We start from the raw sequence: 21487 nt of genomic DNA on the forward strand, positions 1-21487 counted from the left end.
CATGGAAACCCGAGCCCATCATGTACTGATCGGCCTGTTCACCGTGATTGTGGTGGTCGGCGCCCTGCTGTTCGGCCTGTGGCTGGCCAAGTCCAGCGTCGACACGGAGTTCAAGGACTACGAGATCGTGTTCAACGAGGCCGTCAGCGGCCTGTCCAAAGGCAGCGCCGTGCAGTACAGCGGGATCAAGGTCGGCGATGTGGTCAGCCTGCGCCTGGACCCGAACGACCCGCGCCGGGTCCTGGCGCGGATCCGCCTGAGTGGCGAAACCCCGATCAAGGAAGACACCCAGGCCAAGCTGACCCTGACCGGCATCACCGGGACCTCGATCATCCAGCTCAGTGGCGGTACTCCACAAAGCCAGCCGCTTCTGGGCAAGGACGGCAAACTGCCGGTGATCGTCGCGTCGCCATCGCCGATCGCCCGCCTGCTGAACAACAGCGAAGACCTGATGACCAGCGTCAATCTGCTGCTGCACAACGCCAACAGCATGTTCTCGCCAGAGAACGTCGAGCGCATCGGCAACACCCTCGAACACCTGGAGCAGACCACCGGAGCCATCGCCGAACAGCGCGGCGACGTGCGCCTGGCCATGCAGCAACTGGCGTCCATCGGCAAGCAGGCCAGCGCCACCCTGGAACAGACCACCGCGCTGATGCGCAACGCCAACGGCCTGCTCAACGAGCAGGGCAAGCAGATATTCGGCAGCGCCGGGCTGGCCATGCAATCGCTGGAACAGAGCAGCGCCACCCTCAACAAACTGCTGACCGACAACCAGGACTCGCTGAACAACGGCATCCAGGGCCTCAATGGCCTGGCGCCGGCCGTGCGCGAACTGCGCGATACCCTGAGCTCGCTGCGGGCCATTTCGCGTCGCCTGGAAGCCAACCCCAGCGGCTACCTGCTGGGCAGTGACAAGAACAAGGAGTTCACGCCATGAAGCGTGCCTATCGCCCATTCGGCCGGCTGGCCCTGGCCGCCGGATTCGCCTTGAGCGGCGCCTGCTCGATCCTGCCCCAGGCCGACCCGGTGGATATCTATCGCCTGCCCACGGCCCAGAGCGCCACAGCCCGGCCTCAAGGCCACGCGCAGCCCTGGTCCCTGCGCCTGACCAAACCCCTGGCGAGCGACGCCTTGAACAGCGCGAGAATCGCTGTGATCCCCCAAGGCGATGTGATCAGCAGCTACAAGGACGCGCGCTGGAGCGATCCGGCGCCGGTGCTGCTGCGCAATCGGCTGCTGGATGGGTTCCTCGCCGATGGCCGGGTGCAGTTGCTGGGCACCGACGACAGCGATGTGCAGACCGATCTCGAACTGGGCGGCAACCTGCAGGCATTCCAAAGCGAATACCAGGGCAAGGCGGTGGCGGTGGTGATCCGCCTGGATGCGCGCCTGGTGCGCGGCTACGACCAGAAGATCCTGGCCAGCCAGCGCTTCGAAGTGCGCCAGCCGCTGAACGATACCAAGGTGCCGGCGGTGGTCGCCGGGTTTGGCCAGGCCGGGGACGCCTTGAACCGGCAGGTGGTGGAGTGGACGGTGAAGCAGGGCAGTCAGCTGGTCAGGCACTGATGGCCTCACGCGGGCAAGCCTCGCGCCTACAGGATGGTCCTGGTAGGCGCGAGGCTTGCCCGCGAATCGTTCCGAGCCTTAACCGAAGAACCAGTAGCACACCGTAATCGCCGCCACCACGCCGGCCAGCTCGGCCAGCAGGGCGCAGCCGACGGCATGGCGCGCCCGCTGGATGCCGACCGAGCCGAAGTACACCGCCAGCACATAGAAAGTGGTCTCGGTACTGCCCTGGATCGTCGCCGCGGCCAACGCCGGGAAACTGTCCACGCCCTGGGTCTGCATGGTTTCGATCAACATGGCCCGCGCGGCGCTGCCGGAGAAGGGCTTGACCAGGGCCGTCGGCAAGGCATCGACGAAGCGTGTGTCCCAGCCAGCCCATTCCACCAGATGACGGATACCGTCCAGGCCGAAGTCCAGAGCCCCGGAGGCGCGCAGCACGCCCACCGCGCAGAGCATGGCCACCAGATACGGCAGCAGGTTCTTGGCGACGTCGAAACCTTCCTTGGCGCCCTCGACGAAGGCCTCGTAGACCTTGACCTTGCGCAGCGCGCCAATCACCAGGAACAACATGATCAGGCCGAACAGGGTCAGGTTGCCCAGGATCGACGACAGCGACGCCAGCGCGGAGGCCGACAGCGTGGCGAGCAAGGCCATGAAGCCACCCAGGGCCAGGGCGCCGGGAATCAGGTAGGCCAGCACCACCGGGTCCCACAGGCGCAAGCGCTGCATCACCGCGACCGACAGCAGACCGACCAGGGTCGAGGCGCTGGTGGCCAGCAGGATTGGCAGGAACACCAGGGTCGGGTCGGTGGCGCCTTGCTGGGCGCGGTACATGAAGATGGTCACCGGCAGCAGGGTCAGGGACGAAGCGTTCAGCACCAGGAACAGGATCTGCGCGTTGCTCGCCGTGGTCGCGCTGGGGTTGAGGTCCTGCAGGGCGCGCATGGCCTTGAGGCCGATCGGCGTGGCGGCGTTGTCCAGCCCCAGGCCATTGGCCGCAAAGTTCAGGGTAATCAGGCCGATGGCCGGGTGCCCTGGCGGCACGTCCGGCATCAGGCGGGTGAACAGCGGGCCCAGGGCCTTGGCCAGCCAGTCGACGATCCCGGCCTTTTCGGCGATCCGCAAAAAGCCCAGCCACAGGGTCAGGGTGCCGAACAGCAGCACCATCACTTCCACCGACAGCTTGGCCATGGCGAAGATGCTTTCCACCATCGCCGCGAAGATCCCGGCGTTACCGCCGACCAGCCACTGCGCCAGCGCTGAAACGGCCGCCACGATGAAGAAGCCAAGCCACAGGCCATTGAGCATCAGTTATTCCCCCAGAAGATGCGGCGAATGATAGCGGTGCAGACAGAAACGACAAACCCCGGATTGACCGGGGTTTGTCGATGATGACAGCTACAGCTGTCAGCCTTTGGTGACTTCACCGGCCGGCAGCGGCTCCTTGCTGCGCCAGTGCGGCAGGGAATTCCAGTAGCGCTGACCCTTGGCGTCGTCGTACATGCCTTCCCAACGCGCAATGACCAGGACCGCCAGGGCGTTGCCGATCACGTTCAGCGCGGTACGGGCCATGTCCATGATGCGGTCGACACCGGCGATGAAGGCCAGGCCTTCCAGCGGAATGCCCACGCTGCCCAGGGTCGCCAGCAGCACCACGAAGGACACGCCCGGTACGCCGGCGATACCTTTGGAGGTGACCATCAGGGTCAGGACCAGCAGCAATTGCTGGCTGATCGACAGGTCGATGCCGTACAGCTGGGCGATGAAGATCGCCGCGATGCTCTGGTACAGGGTCGAACCGTCGAGGTTGAACGAGTAACCGGTCGGTACCACGAAGCTGCAGATGGCTTTCGGCGCGCCGTAGGCTTCCATCTTCTCGATCACCCGCGGCAGCACGGTTTCCGAGCTGGCGGTGGAGTAGGCCAGCACCAGCTCATCCTTGAAGATGCGCATCAGCTTGATCACCGAGAAGCCGAACAGGCGAGCGATCAGGCCCAGGACCACGAAGGCGAAGAAAACGATGGCCACATAAACCAGGATCACCAGCTTGGCCAGCGGCAGCAGGGAAGCGAAACCGAAGTTGGCCACGGTCACCGCGATCAGGGCGAATACGCCGATCGGGGCGTAGTTCATGATCATGTGGGTGACTTTGAACATGCTTTCCGAGACGCCCTGGAACATCTTCACCAGCGGCTCGCGCAGGTCGGCCTGCAGGCTCGACAGACCGAGGCCAAACAGCACCGAGAAGAAGATGATCGGCAGCATCTCGCCGCGGGCCATGGCCGCGAAGATGTTCGATGGGATCAGGTTGAGGATGGTTTCGATGAACGCGTGTTCATGCTGTACCTCGGCGGCGGTCGCCTGGTACTTGGAAATATCCACGGTACCCAGGGTGCTCATGTCGATGCCGGCGCCCGGGTGGAACACGTTGGCCAGCACCAGGCCGACCAGGATCGCGATGGTGGTGACGATTTCGAAGTAGATGATGGTCTTCAGGCCGATACGCCCGAGCTTCTTTGCGTCGCCCACGCCGGCAATACCGACGATCAGCGAGGAGATCACGATCGGGATCACGATCATCTTGATCAAGCGGATAAAGATATCGCCCGCAGGTTGCAGGACGTTGCTGATCCACCAGGCTTTTTCGGCACTGAAATGGTTGAGCAGCGCACCAATTGCAATCCCCAGCACCAGACCGATGAGGATCTGCCAGGCGAGGCTTAGTTTTGCCTTCTTCATATCATTACCCTTACTTCAGTTGGACTCGGGCTGATGCGCGAACTGGAACGCTCAATGGCGGAAAAGTCTGTGCATCGGCCCCCGTATAAGGTCACCCCGAGCGAGCATTTACGGCTCTCTGCAGGCGAAAAAAGGCGCAACTATTCCGACGCAAGGGGGGCGCGTCTAATGCCGTAAACGCCTACCCTATGCCGAATCGGCATGAGTTTTTCTAAACAAAACGGGCGTCCCAACCGGTTTGAATGCGACATTTCGGCCTGACCATCTGCCGTGAAACGGCCATTTCAGGCGGCATTCAGCGCTTTTGGGCGGGCTCGGAATGACCTTCGAAAGAAGGGAAAGTTCTTACGTTAGAACCAGAAATCTCATGTGGAAAAAGCTAAAAGTTTCTCGATGTACGGTCGCAAGGAAACACCGTGAAACGGTTAGACCAGGCAACTCGAAATATTTGTCGCGAACCCCTGCCTGAAAAAGCAGGCCACCGCTCTGCCACAAAGGTTTGTGGCATCCAAACACGACGCAAGTCGTCAAGCCTGAGCGGCTGGCGAACTTGCGCCGCAGTTTTTCCTGAGCCGGCCCTCGCGGAGGCACTCCCTGTACCCCTAGGTCACTCCGATCCGGTTGCGATCAGAACGTCCCGGCCCCCTGGTCATGCGCGGCCCCTCCTCGGGGCGGTGCAACAGAAAGCAAGGCCCGGGTGGGGCGCCTGCTTTCCATGGTCGAACCTTCAAGCAGTCAACTCAGTACCAGTTCGGATCCTTTTTCAGCTGTTCCTTGAGCAAGCCCTGCATGCCAGCGTCCGGCTTGCCGAGAAAGCGGTATTCGGCATGGCGGGTCGGCGACTTGTCCGCGGGCAGGCCCGCCGGCACTTCGACCAACATGGCGTAGGCGTGTTTCTTGTCGAAACTGAACGCCACGATCAGGCGCTGGTTGCGACAGGTATCGCGGGTTTCGCAAAGCGGACCGACCAGGTACTTGTCGCCGTCTTCTTCCACCGCATTCATCTGCTGCGCGTCACCGGACAGGTTCATCACCCATTCCGGCAGGCGCTCTTCCTTTTCGACGACTTCCTGCCAGGTTTCACGGTATTGCGGGTCACTGTTCAACAACTCGTTGACCCGGGTCTGCCCGTCGTTGGCCGCCATCGCCGTGGCCGCGCCGCCCAGCAACAGGGCGGCGGCCAATGTTTTCAAAGAAACGCTCATGTTCAACCTCGACCACGACGGCCAAAGAAGAAGGAAGCGATGAACATCACCAGGAAAACGACAAAGAGAATCTTGGCGATCCCCGTGGCGGTGCCCGCGATACCACCAAAGCCCAGTACCGCGGCGATGATGGCAATGATCAGGAATGTGATTGCCCAGCTCAACATGGTCATTCTCCTTACGCTTCTATTTAGAGGTACTGCCTAGCCGGCCCGCCGTTGCGCACCGACTGTCCTGCCTAGAACACCCAGCGCTCCCGATAAGCCGTGTCGGTGGCAGGCTGAGCCTGGTCGACGTCCATCAGAAGCATCGGGGCGGAATCGGCAAACCGAGTGCTGACTGCACTGAAGTGGGTTTGAGTGGGGTGAGAAACCGGCAACCTCACAGCTTCTTGCTGCTGGCTTTGCTCCCAACGCGAAAACTGCTGACCGCCAATCAAGGTCACCAGCAATGCCAGGCTGGCGAACAATCCCTGCTGCAGATGCAGGGACGAAACAGACAATGGGGCGAGACGTTGGCGTTTCATCCGGAAGCTCCTCCCATGGGGGTCATTGTTCTCAACGCTTTGCTGCGCCTGCAGCTTGTTCAACCGAGCCTGATCAGGTTGTTGCAGCCTGCATGCCAGCTTTCATGATTAAAACAAACCCAATAAAAACAATGAGTTGTAATAAGCCTGGGAGGCTTGCCATACGCCATCCTGCACGATGCCGCCCTGGATACCGTGCGAATTGCACGATCGGCCCGGTACTTGAGGAAAAAAGCGCAGCTGAAAATGCATGGAGTACAGTGGCGAAATCGGGAAAGGACTGCGGGCAAGACCTCAAATCAATAAAAAACCTATTGTTTCCAACCGATTAGCAATAGGCCCCGGAGATAACTAATCTGCACGCCTGGAAATCGATCAGAATTAACCATGCAACTTGCCCGATTTTTCCGGGACTAAATAAGATCACTCACTTCAGGAGCCTCGGACATGGAATCAGCACCGGAAAATCAAGGCCGCATTCTTCTGGTAGATGATGAGTCCGCGATCCTTCGTACCTTCCGTTACTGCCTGGAAGACGAGGGCTACACCGTCGCCACGGCCAATAGCGCCGCTCAGGCCGATACCTTGCTGCAACGCCAGGTGTTCGACCTGTGTTTCCTCGACCTGCGCCTGGGCGAGGACAACGGCCTGGACGTACTGGCCCAGATGCGCATCCAGGCCCCCTGGATGCGGGTGGTCATCGTCACCGCCCATTCGGCCGTCGATACCGCGGTGGACGCCATCCAGGCCGGCGCCGCCGACTATCTGGTCAAGCCCTGCAGCCCCGATCAACTGCGCCTGGCGACCGCCAAGCAGCTGGAAGTCCGCCAGCTCTCGGCGCGCCTGGAGGCCCTCGAAGGCGAAGTGCGCAAACCCAAGGACGGCCTGGATTCGCACAGTCCGGCGATGAAAGTGGTGCTGGAAACCGCCCGCCAGGTCGCCGGCACCGACGCCAACATCCTGATCCTCGGCGAGTCCGGCACCGGCAAGGGCGAGCTGGCCCGGGCCATTCATGGCTGGAGCAAGCGCGCCAGGAAATCCTGCGTCACCATCAACTGCCCGTCGCTGAACGCCGAGCTGATGGAGAGCGAGCTGTTCGGTCACAGCCGCGGGGCCTTTACCGGCGCCAGCGAAAGCACCCTTGGCCGGGTCAACCAGGCTGACGGCGGCACGCTGTTCCTCGACGAGATCGGCGACTTCCCGCTGACCCTGCAACCCAAGTTGCTGCGGTTCATCCAGGACAAGGAATACGAGCGGGTCGGCGACCCGGTGACCCGCCGCGCCGACGTGCGCATCCTCGCCGCGACCAACCTCAACCTCGAGGACATGGTGCGCGACGGACGCTTTCGTGAAGACCTGCTGTACCGCCTGAACGTGATCACCCTGCACCTGCCGCCGCTGCGCGAGCGCAGCGAAGACATCCTGACCCTGGCCGACCGTTTCCTGGCGCGCTTCGTCAAGGAATACGCCCGTCCCGCCCGTGGCTTCAGCGACGAGGCCCGCGAAGCGCTGCTCAACTACCGCTGGCCGGGCAATATCCGCGAGCTGCGCAACGTGGTGGAACGCGCCAGCATCATCTGTCCCCAGGAAAAGGTGGAGATCAGCCACCTGGGCATGGCCGAGCAACCAACCAACAACACCCCGCGCATCGGCGCTGCCTTGAGCCTGGACGAGCTGGAGAAAGCCCATATCGGCGCCGTACTGGCCACCAGCGATACCCTCGACCAGGCCGCCAAGACGCTCGGCATCGACGCCTCGACGCTGTACCGCAAACGCAAACAGTACAACCTGTGAGCCGCACCTCATGAAGTTAGCGATGAAACTGCGCACGAGACTGTTTCTGAGCATCTCGGCGCTGATCACCGTGGCGCTGCTCGGCCTGCTGCTCGGGCTGGTCAGCGTGATGCAGATGGCCAAGACCCAGGAAGCGCTGATCCGCAACAACTTCATTACCCTGGACCTGGGGCTCAAGCTGCGACAGACCCTGGGCGACCAACTGCTCATCATGCTCAATCACAACCCTGACCGGACGGCGCTGGACGACTCCAGGCAGGAATACCTGGCCCTGCTCGAGCAGGGCATCGAGCATGAACGGCAAAACAATGTACGTAACGGCTTCACCCAGGCACGCGACGACTACCAGCGTTTCTTCGAAGCCTTCGAGCGCGCCGACGGGAGCTCGGCAGGGGTCAATGGCAATACCGAACTGACCCACCGCTTCAATACCCTGCGCAATGGCTTGATCGGCGAGCACAAGCAGGCCCTGGACAACATCAATGACATCGAACACCAGGCCCGCAACCGCGCCTTGCTGATCGCCGGCCTGCTCGGCCTGGTCGGGCTGGCCGTGCTGATCATCGGCTTCATCACCGCCCATGGCATCGCCCGGCGCTTTGGCGGCCCCATCGAAGCGCTGGCCAAGGCCGCCGACAATATCGGCCAAGGCAACTTCGACGTGACCCTGCCCCTGTCTGCGGCTGCCGAGATGAACTTGCTGACCCGGCGCTTCGGAATCATGGCCCAAGCCCTGCGCGAGCATCAGGCCACCAATATCGACGAACTGCTCGCCGGCCAGCAGCGCCTGCAATCGGTGCTCGACAGCATCGACGACGGTTTGCTGATGATCGACCGCCAGGGTCACCTGGAACACCTCAACCCGGTAGCCCAACGCCAGCTGGGCTGGGACGATGAATGCCTCGGACAAGGGCTGGGCAGCGCCCTGCAGCGACCGGAACTGGACGAGCAACTGCAACTGGTATTGCGCGGCGGCACCCTGGAACGGGCGCCGGAAGACCTCAGCGTCGAGGTCGATGGCGAATCGCGCCTGCTGACGTACAGCCTGACCCCGGTCAGCCATCCCCAGGGGCATATCCTCGGCGCGGTGATGGTGCTGCACGACGTCACCGAGCAGCGAGCCTTCGAGCGTGTGCGCAGCGAGTTCGTATTGCGTGCCTCCCACGAATTGCGCACCCCGGTCACCGGCATGCACATGGCGTTCGGCCTGTTGCAGGAACGCCTGCGCTTCCCGGAGGAGTCCCGCGAAGCCGACCTGCTGAACACCGTCAACGAAGAAATGCAGCGCCTGATGCAACTGATCAACGACCTGCTGAACTTCTCGCGTTATCAGAATGGCCTGCAGAAGCTCACCCTGGTGCCTTGCACCCTCGAAGAGCTGCTGGAGCAGGCGCGCAACCGCTTCATCGGCGCCGCCACGGCGCAGGGCATCGAGCTGCGGGTGGAGCTCCAGGCGCCATTGCCGCGGCTGCACGCCGACCGCATGCAACTGGAGCGGGTGCTGGACAACCTGATCGACAATGCCCTGCGGCATACCGCCAAGGGTGGCTTGATCCGCTTGCAGGCCCGCCGGCATGGCGAGCGGGTCATCATCAGCGTCGAAGACAACGGCGAAGGCATCGCCTATGGGCAACAGGGGCGGATTTTCGAACCCTTCGTCCAGGTCGGACGCAAGAAAGGCGGGGCCGGCCTGGGCCTGGCGCTGTGCAAGGAAATCGTGCAACTGCACGGCGGGCGCATGGGCGTCTATTCACGGCCCGGGCAGGGAACCCAGTTCTATCTGGCCTTGCCCCTCTAGGGGCTAGGCCCCGTCATCCAGGCGCCGCGGCCCCAGGCGGCGCCCGCGGGTAATCAGGTCGATGAACTGCACCGCGCTCAGCGCATGGGCGAACAGCCAACCCTGGCCAAAACGCACACCCTCGCTGCTCAACAGCAACGCCTGATCCTCGAACTCGATGCCCTCGGCAATCACCTTGAGCTGTAGAGCATGGGCCATGCGAATGATGTGCGGGGCGACGCCGCTGCTGGCGGCGTCATGCCCCAGGGCATCGATGAATGCCTTGTCGATCTTCAGGTAATCCACCGGCAGGGTCTGCAGGTACGCCAGGCTGCAATAACCCGTGCCGAAGTCGTCGATCAGCACCTGATGGCCAACGTCCCGCAAGGCTTGCAGGTTATGCCGGGCGACCACCACATCGATCAGCCCGCGCTCGGTGACTTCGAAGGCGATCTGCCGCGCCGCCACCCGATGCAGCGCCAACAGGCGCGCCATCACCTTGCCGATCCGCGGCACCATGACATCGCAGGCCGCCAGGTTGACCGAGATGTACAGCTGCGGGTTGGCCCGCAACAGATGCCCCAACTGTTCGAGCAGGCGTTGCAGGACAAAATCGGTGATCGGGCGAATCTGCCCGGTGTTCTCCGCCATGGGAATGAACAGGTCCGGGCTGGTCAGGGTGCCGTCCGGACGACGCCAGCGCAGCAGGGCCTCGGCGCCGACACACTGGCGCGTTCGCAGATCGAAGATGGGTTGATACAGCACCTGCAGCTCGCCGCGGCGCAGCGCCCCCTGCAATTCGGCGCCCAGGGATTGGCGCTGCCCGGCCAGTTGAAAGGCCAGGCCGCCGATGAAGACCGCCAGCACCAGGCTGCTGGGCAACAGCCACCACCACCCCTCGAAGATTTCTCGCCGCATGTTGCTGCGGGGGGTGATGAGCACCATCTGATACTCCGGATTGCTGGTGGGCATCCGGTAGATCAATTGGTCCTGGGTCACCAGCAACGGGCTGCGTCCCGTGGGCGGCCACGGTTCGGTCGGCGGCCAGTCCAGCGCCGGCCCCAGCACCGGGATGGCCCGCGAGCCATGGTCGAGAACCACCATCAGGCTGCTGTTGGCGGGCAGGTCGACCATGTCGGTCAGGTGCCCGCGAGACGTCGCCACGCGGAAGTTGCCGCGCCCGAGCATCAGCGCCGCGCGGTTTTCATTGGGTTCGGTAGAAGTGTTCAGCCAGTAGCTGTAGGTCGGGCCGCGGATATCCGGCGGCCGCATCACGGCCAGGTTGTCCTGGAGCGGCCAGTTGGTGCAGGCCTGGGCTGCATCGATATAGGCCGCTTCATAAATGAAGCGATAACTGAAGCTGATCTGCTGCAGGGCCACGACCATCTCGGGGCTGCATCCGCGCAGGGGCTGCGCCTCGAGTACGTCCAGGCCTTCACGCAACTGACCGAACAGTTGCTCCAGGCGTTCGAGAAAACGCTGGCCCTGGGCATTCATCTGCTCGCTTTCGCGCAGTTGCGCCTCGTGCATCGCAATGCCCAGGCTCGCCGCCAACAGCAGGGCCGCACTCAACACAGCCGTACACATCGCCAACAGCCAGGGGCGATAGAACCAACTGCGTAGGGGTTCGCGAGCGGCCGGCATCATTGGATATCCGAGGGTTACCAATGAGTTATAGCTACTGATTGAGAAAAAACCCTGACCGTCGGGCGGGCGTCATTATTTTGTCTGGTTGAGCACCTGCAGGATCGCAGCGCTTTCTGCATCCGGCTGGCCGTCGAAACGCGACGGCCGGTAATGCATCTGGAACGCGGCCAGCACGTGACGGGTCGCCACATCCAGTTCGCCGGTCTGCGGCGTCTCATAGCCCAGGCGAGCCAGCTCTTGCTGGAACCAGGCGATGCTCGGCAGCGACGCGGCAAAGAACGCCTGCTGGCGCGCCACCGCCTGGGCGTTCGGCCACCGGCCCAACCCGGCTTCGGCCAGACGCTTCCAAGGGAACAGCGGACCCGGGTCGAGCTTGCGCAGGGGAGCGATATCACTGTGGCCGATAATGTGCTGTGGCGCGATGTTGTTGCGCTTGCTGATGTCCTTGAGCAGCACGATCAGGCTCTGGACCTGCGCTTCGCTGTAGGGATACCAGACACGCCCGGTGGGCAGGTCGCGAAAGCCCGGGTTGACGATCTCGATCCCGATGGAACTGGAGTTCAGCCAGGTACGGCCTTGCCACTGGCTCTCGCCGGCGTGCCAGGCGCGGTATTGCTCGTCCACCAGTTTGTAGATGGTCGCCGCCTTATCGTCGCCGATCAAGTAGTGGCTGCTGACCTGGCCATGGGTCAGCAGTTGCAGGGAGCGCTCCATCGAGGCCGAGGTGTAATGCACCACCACGAACTGCACCCGCTCATCGAAGTTGACCGAAGGGTGGCTGGTATCGAAACGCGGACCGCTGGCGCAACCGGCCAGCAACAGAAGGGACAAGGCGAGGACAAGAACTTTCATGGCGGAAGGCAGTACGCTGGAGAAAATAATGCAACAGTGTAACGTACTGCCTTTGCGGAAAAACGGCGAAAACACCGGTTTATACAAAATGGAACAAATTATGCGTCAGCCCAGTTCCACCCGGTTGCGCCCCGCCTCCTTGGCCCGATAGAGCGCCTGATCGGCTCTCTTGAGCACCAGATCGCTGCGTTCTCCCGGCTTGAAGGCACTCATGCCGATGGACATGGTGATGGTCACCCGCTCGCCCTTGAAGTGAAACGGACAGGCTTCGATGGCCGCCCGCAAGGTTTCCGCCAGGCGTGCCCCGACCGGCCATGTGGTATCGGGTATCAGCAGGACGAACTCTTCGCCGCCGAAGCGGGCGATGAAATCGTTGCCGCGCAGGCGCTTGCGCAGCACGCCGGCGATGATCTTCAGCACCTTGTCGCCGGCCAGGTGACCGTAGTTGTCGTTGATGCGCTTGAAGTGGTCGAGGTCGAGCATCGCCAGCAACAAAGTGTTGCCGTGCTGCTGCCACTGCGCCACTTCATGCTCCAGACGCTCGCTCCAGGCCGCCCGATTGGGCAGGCCGGTGAGGGGATCGATCAGCGCTTTCTGCCGCTGTTCTTCCAGGTGCTCGCGGTAGCCCTGGGCTTCCTGCTCCATGCTCGACACCCGCTCGGCCAGGCTTTGCAGGCGCGCGGCCACTTCCTTCTCGCGCTCGTCACGCTGCTTCTGGTGATGGTCCATGGTGCCAAGCAGGCCTTCCAGGTGGCTTTCCAGGACTTGCTTGAGATCGTCCAGATCCGCCGCTTCCTGAACGCTGCTTTGCAGGCCATCGACCTGCTCGCGAATCTGCGTGTCCATCTCCCGCGCCGCCGAACTGCTGTCGGCGTGACCCTCGCTGGCGGCCTGCAGGTTGCTCTGGAAGGATTCCAGGCGCTCGTTGAGTCGCTTGAGATACGCCTCGAACTCATGCTGGCCGCTGTCGGTGATCGCCAGCATCAATACTGCTAGATCGTCGAGGATCGGCAGCAATTCGTACCAGTTCAATCCATGTTGCAAGCGGTCGCGCATGGACTCGGCTTGCGGCCGATGACGTTCTGGCAGGCTCAGGTCATCCAGAAGGCCGAGCAGGGTATGTTCGATGTGCTTGGCCACCGAACTGTAGGAGGGCTCCGGCGTGTCGGGCAGGGCATACAGCACATCCTGCTCGGCCTGCTGCGGGTCGATCGCCGCCAGCGCCTCGGCCATGGCCGCCGGCAACGGCAAGCGATCGAGCAGCACAGGCGCCGGGGCCGCCTCGGCGGGGGCGGCAACGATCAATTCGTCCGGGTTGGAAAGAGCAACCGCAGCGTCGACCGCCGAAGGCTGCACGGCCGGCGGCACTTCAATGGGTTCAGGCACGGCTGGCGGCGGTTCCTGTGAGTCCAGCAGCGGCGGGGCCGGCTCGACAGCGATGGGTTTCTCCGACTCCAGCACCGGCGGTACAAAGGCCTCGACCTGGGCAGCCGTGGTTACCTCGGGCAGTGCTTGCGGTTGTGGCTCGGGCGCCTGGCTGACAGCTGCGAGCTCCTCGACCACAGGCGCAGGGGTTTCGGACGGCCGTGCAGGCGCGACTTCGACACGAGACGGGGGCGTTTCAACCATAGATCTTTCAGCCGCTACCAGTGGCTGTACCGCAACCGGGCTCGCCACCACCGCAGGCATTTCGGCCGCGGGCAGGGCAGGCGCTTCGTCAGCGTCACGACCACCAAATAGACGCTGCAGCAAACCTGGGCGGGGCGGTTCCGCGGGGCTCTCTAACTGGCTCAGCGCCTTGCCTTGCAGGCCGCTCAGCTCACCCAGCAACAGTGGAATTTCCCGGGCTTGCCCGACGCGACCATCCAGTTGCTTGGCGAAGTTTTTCAGCGGACGGCTCACCTCGCGAGGCAACGGCAGCTTCTGCAACTGGCTGACCAGCGAGGTCAGGGCCGTGCTCATTTGCTCGATACGGGTCTCGCGGCGCTGCTCGGAGTCCAGCACGGCTTTTTCCAGGCGCGGCAACAGGGCCGCCAGGGCCGCGTCCATATCGTCGGTGCGCACCACCTCGCGCATTTCCTTCATGCACTGATCGACAGCGCGATCAGTACCTTCGGCCGCCAGCGTGCTGCGCACCAGGCCACGGCGAAGCAGGTCGAGGCGGGCATTCCAGCGTCGCTCGAGTTTTTCCTGTTGTTCGATACTTTTGAGGTACTTCTCTTTCCAGCGCTGGGCGTCGTCGCTCATTCATGGGTTCCGCGAGGGGCAGGACTCAGCGCGGGGAATGCATCGGCCGTGAGCGAACCCGGCAGACGAATCTCTACCGCGACCGGCAGGTGATCGGAAATCGGTTGGGCCAGGACTTCGACCCGCTCCAGCGTCAGGCTGGGGCTGAGCAAAATATGATCAAGACAGCGTTGCGGGCGCCAACTGGGGAAAGTCGCTTCCAGTTGCGGCGCCAACAGGCCGAGGTCGCGCAACGGCGAATGTTCCAGCAGATCGCTGGCATGGGTATTCATGTCGCCCATCAGCACCTGATGCTTGTAGCCACCAATCATCTCGCGGATATAGGCCAGTTGCCGGGTACGCGTACGGGCACCCAGGGCCAGGTGCATCATCACCACCACCAACGCTTCGGGACCATCGCCGAAGCGTAAAAGAATCGCACCACGGCCCTTGGGGCCGGGCAGCGGATGATCTTCGATCGCCCAGGGACGCAGGCGGCTGAGCACGCCATTGCTGTGCTGGGCCAGGCGGCCAAGGTTGCGATTGAGCTGTTGGTACCAGTAGGGGAAGGCGCCGAGTTGGGCCAGGTGCTCGACCTGATTGACGTAGCCCGAGCGCAGGCTGCCGCCATCGGCTTCCTGCAGGGCGACCAGATCGAAGTCGCCCAGCAGATCGCCGATCCTTTGCAGGTTGTCGGCGCGCCCGTTGTGCGGTAACAGGTGCTGCCAGCCACGGGTCAGGTAATGCCGATAACGTTCGGTACTGATACCGACCTGGATATTGAAACTGAGCAACCGCAGACGGCTGTCTGCCGGCAGGCCGGAGGACGCCACATGGTGCTCGTTGACCCGCGGATCATGCAGGCCAACGATGCGTTCCGTACCCCAACGTCGCATGGCAGGGGCTCGCTTACTTGGCCGCCCGCTCTTTGGCGATCAGCTGGTCGGCGACGCTCAGGGCACCTTCAGGGCCACCGGCGGTGCCCAGGTCGAAGCGGTACTTGCCGTTGACGACCATGGTCGGTACGCCAGAGATCTGATAGGCCTGGGCCTTCTTCTTCGCGTCCTCGACCTTGCCTTTGACGGCGAACGAATTGTAGGTGCTCAGGAATTTGTCCTTGTCGACGCCTTCGCCGGCCAGGAACTCGGCCATTTCCTCTGGGGATGCGAGTTTCTTGCCGCCATGGATGGCTTCGAATACCGCTTTGTGGACCTTGTGCTCGACACCCATGGCTTCCAGGGTGATGAACAGTTGGCCGTGGACGTTCCAGATACCGCCGAACATGGCAGGGATGCGCACGAAGTTGACGTCGGCCGGCAGTTTTTCAGCCCATGGGTTGATGGTCGGCTCGAAGGCGTAGCAGTGCGGGCAGCCATACCAGAACAGCTCGACCACTTCGATCTTGCCAGGCACCGCAACCGGAACGGCGCTGCTCAGCTCTACATATTGTTTACCGGCTTCAAGGGGCTCGGCGGCTTGAGCAGTCATGCCAAACAGGCTGGCGGTGACGAGAGCGGCGCTGAGAATCAGATTACGCATGCTTTACTCCTGAACAAGTAAGGTCGCCTCGCGCGGCCTGTTCGCAGACAGGTCATGGCAGGGCTTGAGTTCGCTAGTGTAGCGGCAGACGCCATAAAAAAGGGCGGCCTGAGCCACCCTTTATGCTTTCATCGACAGATTAATCGATCATTAACGTTGCGCAAGATAGACCCTTTCGCAACATGATCGCCGGCCTCAGTGCAGGCCCTGGATGTAGCTGGATACCGCTTCGATGTCCTTGTTGCTCAGCTTGGCGGCGATGCTGCGCATGATCATGGTGTCGCCGTCGTTGGTGCGGTTGCCTTCGCGGAAGTCGGTCAACTGCTTGGCTACGTACTGAGCATGCTGGCCACCCAGGTGCGGGAAGCCGGCAGCGGCGTTACCCGTGCCATTTGGCGAGTGGCAACCGGTGCAGGAAGGCATGCCTTGATCCAGCTTGCCGCCACGGAACAACTCTTCACCGCGAGCCACGACTTTCGGGTCTGCCGCGCCGACGCTGCCTTTCTGGCTGGCGAAGTAGGCGGAGAGGTCGGCCAGGTCCTGGTCGCTCAGGTTGGTCAGCAGGCCGGTCATTTCCAACACCTGGCGCTTGCCGGACTTGATGTCGTGCAACTGCTTGTTCAGGTAACGCTCACCCTGACCCGCCAGCTTTGGAAAGTTAGGCGCCATGCTGTTCCCATCCGGACCATGGCAAGCGCCACATACAGCGGCTTTCGCCTGACCGGCAGCAGCGTCGCCTGCAGCATGGGCGACACCTGTGATGCCCAAGGTCAACAGCAGACTCACGAGTAATTTGTTCATCAGCTAATCCAACTACGGCTAAGGGTTAAGAGTTATGGACCGGGATCACTCGCTCATCCAAAGGATGATGGCTCGGTAATCCTCGGCACTGCAGTCCATGCACAAACCACGCGGCGGCATCGCCTTGAAACCCTGGGTCACGTGTTGCACCAGCGTCTCCATACCTTGCGCCAGCCTCGGCGCCCAAGCTCCCTGGTCCCCCTTGCGGGGAGCCGTTGGTAGTTGGCCGGAATGACAAGCCCCACAAACACGGTTGTACACAGCTTCCGGATCCTGTGTAGCCTGAGCGCTGTAAAGCGGTATCAGGACGCCGGCAGCCAGCAGCCATTTCGTCATAAAACGACCTTTTCAGGGTTGAGAGCGTGCTGCGTTCTAATGCGCAATCAAGGTCTATCGCTCTCGTGAACTTCATCCTACGCTGGGACAAAGCGCACACAAAATCTGCGGCATTATATACTGGCGCTACTGAAACGGAAACGACACCGCTCGCCGCGTCCATTCTCGGCACCGCCCCTATCGGAAATCCCATGCAACTCAAAAATCCCATTCTTGGTCTGTGCCAACAGTCCACTTTCATGCTCAGCGCCGCCAAAGTCGATCAATGCCCCGACGACGAAGGCTTCGAAGTGGCCTTCGCCGGGCGTTCCAACGCCGGCAAATCCAGCGCCCTGAATACCCTGACCCATGCCAGCCTGGCACGCACCTCGAAAACTCCGGGCCGTACGCAGCTGTTGAACTTCTTCAAGCTAGACGACGATCGCCGTCTGGTCGACCTGCCGGGTTACGGTTACGCGAAAGTACCGATCCCGCTCAAGCAGCACTGGCAGCGTCACCTGGAAGCCTACCTGGGCAGCCGCGAGAGCCTGAAAGGGTTGATTCTGATGATGGACATCCGCCATCCGATGACCGACTTCGACCTGCTGATGCTCGACTGGGCCGTCGCCAGCGGCATGCCGATGCACATCCTGCTGACCAAGGCCGACAAACTGACCTACGGCGCGGCCAAGAACACCCTGCTCAAGGTGCAGTCGCAAATCCGTAAGGGCTGGGGCGATAACGTCACCATCCAACTGTTCTCGGCACCAAAACGCATGGGCCTGGAAGAGGCCTACACTGTACTGGCGGGCTGGATGGAACTGGCGGACAAAGGCGCAGAAACCGAGGCCTGAAAGACATACGCAAAACTGCCTGTGGTGTGATCAGGCAAGGCAAAAACTGGCGGGAACGGCTGGGGTCGCATTCGACTTTAGGGGCCTAAATGAGCATTTCCCGCCAGTTTTTAACGCAGCATGATCGCGCCACAGGCAGTTTTGGGGCAAAAAAAACCCCGGACTTCGTATGGGGAGGGGAAGTTCGGGGTCCAAGTTCCGGACCGCTAGGGCGGGGTCCAGATATCTGCCAACACTTAACACAACATAGGAGCATCGAAGGGCTTCACCAGCCATTCAGTTACTCTGAGTGGGCTTTCACGGATTAAGTTCCGGGAGGTTTCAAAAACTATTGGCAATAGTCGATGAAATTTTCCGCACTAATAGCTCTTCGCTAGCCTTCGCCGCGGCACTGTGCCGCGGCCAAAGTACTGCCTTCTCGCCTCAGTGCGCCTCATCCCAGTTGCTGCCCACCCCGACTTCGACCAGCAGCGGCACATCCAGGGTCGCGGCATTGCTCATGTAGCCGCGAATCTCCTCGCTCACCTTGTCCACCAGGTCTTCGCGCACTTCCAGCACCAGTTCGTCGTGCACTTGCAGGATGACCTTGGCATCCAGGCCTGAGGCCGTCAGCCAGTTGTCTACCGCCACCATGGCCTTCTTGATGATGTCGGCCGCCGTGCCCTGCATCGGTGCGTTGATCGCCGTACGTTCGGCACCGGCGCGCTCCTGCGGCTTGTTGGAGTTGATCTCCGGCAGGTACAGGCGGCGGCCGAACAGGGTTTCCACATAACCCTGTTCCGCGGCCTGGGCGCGGGTGCGGTCCATGTATTCGCGCACGCCGGGGTAGCGGGCGAAGTAGGTGTCGATGTAGGCCTTGGCAGTCTTGGTATCGACGCCGATGTCCTTGCCGAGCTTCTGCGCACCCATGCCATAGATCAGGCCGAAGTTGATCGCCTTGGCACTGCGGCGCTGATCGGAACTGACGTCCTTGAGTTCGACCTTGAACACTTCGGCCGCAGTGGCCGTGTGCACGTCGAGGTTGTTGCGGAAGGCATTCATCAGCCCTTCGTCGCGGGACAGGTGCGCCATGATCCGCAGCTCGATCTGGGAATAGTCCGCCGCCAGCAGCTTGTAGCCAGGCGGCGCGATGAAGGCCTGGCGAATGCGCCGGCCCTCGGCGGTACGCACCGGGATGTTCTGCAGGTTCGGATCGCTGGAAGACAAACGCCCGGTAGACGCGACTGCCTGATGGTAGGAGGTGTGGATCCGCCCGGTACGCGGGTTGATCTGCTCCGGCAGACGGTCGGTGTAGGTGCTCTTGAGCTTGCTCATGGAGCGGTATTGCATCAGCACCTTGGGCAGCGGGTAGTCGTCCTCGGCCAGCTTGGCCAGCACTTCTTCAGCGGTGGACGGCTGGCCTTTGGCAGTCTTCTTCAGCACCGGCAGGCCGAGCTTGTCGTAGAGGATGACTCCCAGTTGCTTGGGCGAACCCAGGTTGAATTCTTCGCCAGCGATCTCGAAGGCTTCACGCTCCAGCGCCACCATCTTGTCGCCCAGCTCGATGCTCTGCACGCCCAGCAGGTCGGCGTCCACCAAGGCACCCTGGCGCTCGATCCGCGCTAGCACCGGCACCACGGGCATTTCGATATCGCTGAGCACGCTGGCCAGGCTCGGGATCGCGGCCAGTTTTTCATGCAAGACCTGATGCAGGCGCAGGGTCACATCGGCGTCTTCCGCCGCGTAAGGCCCGGCCTGCTCAAGAGCAATCTGGTCGAAGGTCAGCTGCTTGGCGCCCTTGCCGGCGATGTCCTGGAAGCTCACGGTGGTATGGCCCAGGTATTTCTCCGCCAGGCTGTCCATGTCGTGCCGGGTAGCCGTGGAATTGAGCACATAGGACTCGAGCATGGTGTCGAAGGCGACACCGCGCACCGTGATGCCGTTGGCCTGATCGCCGCCGATGGCGCAGTTGGCCAGGATATTCATGTCGAACTTGGCGTGCTGGCCGACCTTGAGTTTGTTCGGGTCTTCGAGAATCGGCTTCAGGGCGCGCAGGACGGTGTCGCGATCCAGCTGCTCCGGCACGTCGAGGTAGGAGTGAGTCAGCGGAATATAAGCCGCTTCGTTGGCCTGCACGGCGAAGGACAGCCCCACGAGCTGCGCCTGCTGGGCGTCGATGCCGGTGGTTTCGGTATCGAAGGCGAACAGCTTGGCGTTCTTCAGTTTTTCCAGCCAGACATCGAAGCGCGCCTGATCGAGGATGGTTTCGTACTGGGCTTCGACAACCACCGGCACTTCGATCTCGACCTCGACCTGAGTCAACAAGTCGGCCACCGGCTCGGAGGCGGCAACACTCAGCTCCAGGCGCTTGGCATCGCGCTGCAGCTCGTCGAGCCAGCTCTTGAACTCCAGCAGGCTGTACAGCTCGACCAGTTTGTCGCGGTCCGGTTCGCCCAGGTGCAGGTCGTCCAGGCCGATATCCAGCGGCACATCGACCTTGATCGTCGCCAGCTGATAGGAGAGGAAAGCCATCTCTTTGTGCTCTTCGAGCTTGGCCGGCAGGGTCTTGGCCCCACGAATCGGCAGGCTCGGGACGATATCGAGCTGTGCATACAGCTCGTTCAGGCCACCGTTGACCCCCACCAGCAGGCCGGAAGCAGTCTTCGGGCCGATGCCCGGCACACCCGGGATGTTGTCGGAGGAGTCGCCCATCAGCGCCAGGTAATCGATGATCTGCTCGGGAGCGACGCCGAATTTCTCCTTCACGCCCTCCACGTCCATGCTGCTACCGGACATGGTGTTGACCAGCGTAATGTGCCCGTCCACCAGTTGCGCCATGTCCTTGTCGCCGGTGGAGATCACCACCGGCCGGTCGGCCGCCGCGCTGCTGCGGGCCAGGGTGCCGATCACGTCGTCCGCCTCGACGCCCTCGACGCACAGCAGCGGAAAGCCCAGGGCGATCACGCTGGCGTGCAGCGGTTCGATCTGCACCCGCATGTCGTCGGGCATGCTCGGGCGATTGGCCTTGTACTCGGCGTACATGTCATCGCGGAAGGTCCCGCCCTTGGCGTCGAACACCACGGCGAACGGGCTGTCCGGGTACTGCTTGCGCAGACTCTTGAGCATGTTCAGCACGCCCTTGACCGCACCGGTCGGCATGCCTTTGGAAGTGGTCAGCGGGGGCAGCGCGTGGAAGGCGCGGTACAGGTAGGACGAACCGTCCACCAGGACGAGGGGGGCTTGGCTCATGAGCAGGATCAACCTTTTCGGCGGGTCCGGCGCTAGAATAGCGGGACCGTTGACGACAAAGGGACAAGGTTATCATGCGCACACTAAATCGCTTGCTGCTGGCCAGCCTGATTGCAATCGCGCCGATGGCCGTGATTGCGGCGGAGGATGCGCCATCGGCGGATCCGGAAGTAACCATTCGCACGGAAGGCGACAAGACCATCCAGGAGTACCGCCAGAACGGTTTCCTGTACGCCATCAAGGTCACACCGAAGGTCGGCAAACCCTACTTTCTGGTGCGCGCCGACGGTTCCGATGGCAACTTCATTCGTTCTGACCAGCCGGATATGCTGATTCCGGCGTGGAAAATTTTCGAGTGGTAAACCACTCCTAACTTCAACCGGCGCTGGCTCGACAGCGGCGCCCGTACTGGCAG

The 21487-nt window shown here is 62.2% G+C and carries 19 protein-coding genes; 6 read left to right on the forward strand and 13 right to left on the reverse strand.

The features are described 5' to 3' along the window. Nucleotide 1: 1 nt before the first annotated feature. Nucleotides 2-940 carry an MlaD family protein gene (locus CRO75_RS20085; protein WP_097137674.1) on the forward strand — a complete coding sequence of 313 codons (939 nt, stop codon included), beginning with the start codon at nucleotides 2-4 and terminating at the stop codon, nucleotides 938-940. After that, nucleotides 937-1569: an ABC-type transport auxiliary lipoprotein family protein gene (locus CRO75_RS20090; protein WP_097137676.1), complete on the forward strand. Its 633-nt coding sequence runs from the start codon at nucleotides 937-939 to the stop codon at nucleotides 1567-1569. Before CRO75_RS20085 ends, CRO75_RS20090 begins: the two co-directional genes overlap by 4 nt. Nucleotides 1570-1647: 78 nt before the next feature. On the opposite strand, the gene CRO75_RS20095 is transcribed toward CRO75_RS20090, so the two are convergent. From CRO75_RS20095 to CRO75_RS20115, 5 genes are all read right to left on the reverse strand, one after another. Then, a complete protein-coding gene (locus CRO75_RS20095; protein WP_097137678.1) occupies nucleotides 1648-2877 on the reverse strand; it encodes a spore maturation protein in 1230 nt (409 codons plus the stop codon). 99 nt (nucleotides 2878-2976) lie between these two features. After that, nucleotides 2977-4308: a glutamate/aspartate:proton symporter GltP gene (gene gltP / locus CRO75_RS20100; RefSeq protein ID WP_085532561.1), complete on the reverse strand. Its 1332-nt coding sequence runs from the start codon at nucleotides 4306-4308 to the stop codon at nucleotides 2977-2979. Between the two features lie 740 nt (nucleotides 4309-5048). Then, nucleotides 5049-5513: an inhibitor of vertebrate lysozyme family protein gene (locus CRO75_RS20105; RefSeq protein ID WP_097137679.1), complete on the reverse strand. Its 465-nt coding sequence runs from the start codon at nucleotides 5511-5513 to the stop codon at nucleotides 5049-5051. A 2-nt stretch (nucleotides 5514-5515) separates the two neighbouring features. Continuing rightward, on the reverse strand, nucleotides 5516-5680 hold the full coding sequence (locus CRO75_RS20110; protein WP_003177151.1) for a DUF1328 domain-containing protein: 165 nt from the start codon (nucleotides 5678-5680) through the stop codon (nucleotides 5516-5518). 71 nt (nucleotides 5681-5751) lie between these two features. Beyond that, a complete protein-coding gene (locus CRO75_RS20115; protein ID WP_097137682.1) occupies nucleotides 5752-6039 on the reverse strand; it encodes a hypothetical protein in 288 nt (95 codons plus the stop codon). A gap of 447 nt (nucleotides 6040-6486) precedes the next feature. Here CRO75_RS20115 and algB point away from each other — a divergent pair, with 447 nt between their 5' ends. Together algB and CRO75_RS20125 are read left to right on the forward strand one after the other, a co-directional pair. Continuing rightward, complete coding sequence (gene algB / locus CRO75_RS20120) at nucleotides 6487-7833, forward strand: sigma-54-dependent response regulator transcription factor AlgB (protein WP_009041536.1); 1347 nt, start codon at nucleotides 6487-6489, stop codon at nucleotides 7831-7833. 10 nt (nucleotides 7834-7843) lie between these two features. Beyond that, nucleotides 7844-9631 (forward strand): KinB sensor domain-containing domain, encoded by a 1788-nt coding sequence (locus CRO75_RS20125; RefSeq protein WP_097137684.1) that lies wholly within the window; start codon nucleotides 7844-7846, stop codon nucleotides 9629-9631. A gap of 3 nt (nucleotides 9632-9634) precedes the next feature. On the opposite strand, the gene CRO75_RS20130 is transcribed toward CRO75_RS20125, so the two are convergent. The 7 genes from CRO75_RS20130 to CRO75_RS20160 all read right to left on the reverse strand — a co-directional run bounded on the left by CRO75_RS20130 (nucleotide 9635) and on the right by CRO75_RS20160 (nucleotide 17011). Further along, the gene (locus tag CRO75_RS20130; RefSeq protein ID WP_177409768.1) at nucleotides 9635-11257 is read right to left on the reverse strand and encodes an EAL domain-containing protein; all 1623 of its coding nucleotides are present in this window, start codon (nucleotides 11255-11257) and stop codon (nucleotides 9635-9637) included. Between the two features lie 72 nt (nucleotides 11258-11329). Beyond that, nucleotides 11330-12109 carry an N-acetylmuramoyl-L-alanine amidase gene (locus CRO75_RS20135; RefSeq protein WP_009041533.1) on the reverse strand — a complete coding sequence of 260 codons (780 nt, stop codon included), beginning with the start codon at nucleotides 12107-12109 and terminating at the stop codon, nucleotides 11330-11332. 105 nt (nucleotides 12110-12214) lie between these two features. Further along, complete coding sequence (locus CRO75_RS20140; protein ID WP_097137686.1) at nucleotides 12215-14356, reverse strand: GGDEF domain-containing protein; 2142 nt, start codon at nucleotides 14354-14356, stop codon at nucleotides 12215-12217. After that, a complete protein-coding gene (locus CRO75_RS20145; RefSeq protein WP_097137688.1) occupies nucleotides 14353-15231 on the reverse strand; it encodes an endonuclease/exonuclease/phosphatase family protein in 879 nt (292 codons plus the stop codon). The genes CRO75_RS20140 and CRO75_RS20145 overlap by 4 nt, the downstream gene beginning before the upstream one ends. Before the next feature lie 13 nt (nucleotides 15232-15244). Further along, nucleotides 15245-15874 (reverse strand): thiol:disulfide interchange protein DsbA/DsbL, encoded by a 630-nt coding sequence (locus tag CRO75_RS20150; RefSeq protein WP_009041530.1) that lies wholly within the window; start codon nucleotides 15872-15874, stop codon nucleotides 15245-15247. Nucleotides 15875-16069: 195 nt separating this feature from the next. Continuing rightward, entirely contained in the window at nucleotides 16070-16675 is a 606-nt protein-coding gene (locus CRO75_RS20155; protein WP_009041529.1) for a c-type cytochrome, read from the reverse strand. A gap of 45 nt (nucleotides 16676-16720) precedes the next feature. Beyond that, nucleotides 16721-17011: a c-type cytochrome gene (locus CRO75_RS20160; protein ID WP_009041528.1), complete on the reverse strand. Its 291-nt coding sequence runs from the start codon at nucleotides 17009-17011 to the stop codon at nucleotides 16721-16723. Nucleotides 17012-17202: 191 nt separating this feature from the next. Here CRO75_RS20160 and yihA point away from each other — a divergent pair, with 191 nt between their 5' ends. Further along, complete coding sequence (gene yihA / locus CRO75_RS20165) at nucleotides 17203-17844, forward strand: ribosome biogenesis GTP-binding protein YihA/YsxC (protein WP_007924293.1); 642 nt, start codon at nucleotides 17203-17205, stop codon at nucleotides 17842-17844. Nucleotides 17845-18267: 423 nt separating this feature from the next. Here yihA and polA read toward each other — a convergent pair whose 3' ends face one another. Continuing rightward, the gene (gene polA / locus CRO75_RS20170) at nucleotides 18268-21072 is read right to left on the reverse strand and encodes a DNA polymerase I (RefSeq protein WP_092421582.1); all 2805 of its coding nucleotides are present in this window, start codon (nucleotides 21070-21072) and stop codon (nucleotides 18268-18270) included. Nucleotides 21073-21146: 74 nt separating this feature from the next. Here polA and CRO75_RS20175 point away from each other — a divergent pair, with 74 nt between their 5' ends. After that, on the forward strand, nucleotides 21147-21434 hold the full coding sequence (locus CRO75_RS20175) for a DUF2782 domain-containing protein (RefSeq protein ID WP_007924295.1): 288 nt from the start codon (nucleotides 21147-21149) through the stop codon (nucleotides 21432-21434). The last annotated feature ends 53 nt before the right edge of the window (nucleotides 21435-21487 follow it).

Source organism: Pseudomonas sp. LAMO17WK12:I10 (assembly GCF_900215185.1).
In the GTDB taxonomy this organism is placed as follows: domain Bacteria; phylum Pseudomonadota; class Gammaproteobacteria; order Pseudomonadales; family Pseudomonadaceae; genus Aquipseudomonas; species Aquipseudomonas chlororaphis.

What these genes read in the sequence shown, in the direction of transcription:
- CRO75_RS20085 (WP_097137674.1), top strand. Translation starts at nt 2, where the DNA reads ATGGAAACCCGAGCCCATCATGTACTGATCGGCCTGTTCACCGTGATT.
- CRO75_RS20090 (WP_097137676.1), top strand. Translation starts at nt 937, where the DNA reads ATGAAGCGTGCCTATCGCCCATTCGGCCGGCTGGCCCTGGCCGCCGGA.
- CRO75_RS20095 (WP_097137678.1), bottom strand. Translation starts at nt 2,877, where the DNA reads ATGCTCAATGGCCTGTGGCTTGGCTTCTTCATCGTGGCGGCCGTTTCA.
- gltP (WP_085532561.1), bottom strand. Translation starts at nt 4,308, where the DNA reads ATGAAGAAGGCAAAACTAAGCCTCGCCTGGCAGATCCTCATCGGTCTG.
- CRO75_RS20105 (WP_097137679.1), bottom strand. Translation starts at nt 5,513, where the DNA reads ATGAGCGTTTCTTTGAAAACATTGGCCGCCGCCCTGTTGCTGGGCGGC.
- CRO75_RS20110 (WP_003177151.1), bottom strand. Translation starts at nt 5,680, where the DNA reads ATGTTGAGCTGGGCAATCACATTCCTGATCATTGCCATCATCGCCGCG.
- CRO75_RS20115 (WP_097137682.1), bottom strand. Translation starts at nt 6,039, where the DNA reads ATGAAACGCCAACGTCTCGCCCCATTGTCTGTTTCGTCCCTGCATCTG.
- algB (WP_009041536.1), top strand. Translation starts at nt 6,487, where the DNA reads ATGGAATCAGCACCGGAAAATCAAGGCCGCATTCTTCTGGTAGATGAT.
- CRO75_RS20125 (WP_097137684.1), top strand. Translation starts at nt 7,844, where the DNA reads ATGAAGTTAGCGATGAAACTGCGCACGAGACTGTTTCTGAGCATCTCG.
- CRO75_RS20130 (WP_177409768.1), bottom strand. Translation starts at nt 11,257, where the DNA reads ATGATGCCGGCCGCTCGCGAACCCCTACGCAGTTGGTTCTATCGCCCC.
- CRO75_RS20135 (WP_009041533.1), bottom strand. Translation starts at nt 12,109, where the DNA reads ATGAAAGTTCTTGTCCTCGCCTTGTCCCTTCTGTTGCTGGCCGGTTGC.
- CRO75_RS20140 (WP_097137686.1), bottom strand. Translation starts at nt 14,356, where the DNA reads ATGAGCGACGACGCCCAGCGCTGGAAAGAGAAGTACCTCAAAAGTATC.
- CRO75_RS20145 (WP_097137688.1), bottom strand. Translation starts at nt 15,231, where the DNA reads ATGCGACGTTGGGGTACGGAACGCATCGTTGGCCTGCATGATCCGCGG.
- CRO75_RS20150 (WP_009041530.1), bottom strand. Translation starts at nt 15,874, where the DNA reads ATGCGTAATCTGATTCTCAGCGCCGCTCTCGTCACCGCCAGCCTGTTT.
- CRO75_RS20155 (WP_009041529.1), bottom strand. Translation starts at nt 16,675, where the DNA reads ATGAACAAATTACTCGTGAGTCTGCTGTTGACCTTGGGCATCACAGGT.
- CRO75_RS20160 (WP_009041528.1), bottom strand. Translation starts at nt 17,011, where the DNA reads ATGACGAAATGGCTGCTGGCTGCCGGCGTCCTGATACCGCTTTACAGC.
- yihA (WP_007924293.1), top strand. Translation starts at nt 17,203, where the DNA reads ATGCAACTCAAAAATCCCATTCTTGGTCTGTGCCAACAGTCCACTTTC.
- polA (WP_092421582.1), bottom strand. Translation starts at nt 21,072, where the DNA reads ATGAGCCAAGCCCCCCTCGTCCTGGTGGACGGTTCGTCCTACCTGTAC.
- CRO75_RS20175 (WP_007924295.1), top strand. Translation starts at nt 21,147, where the DNA reads ATGCGCACACTAAATCGCTTGCTGCTGGCCAGCCTGATTGCAATCGCG.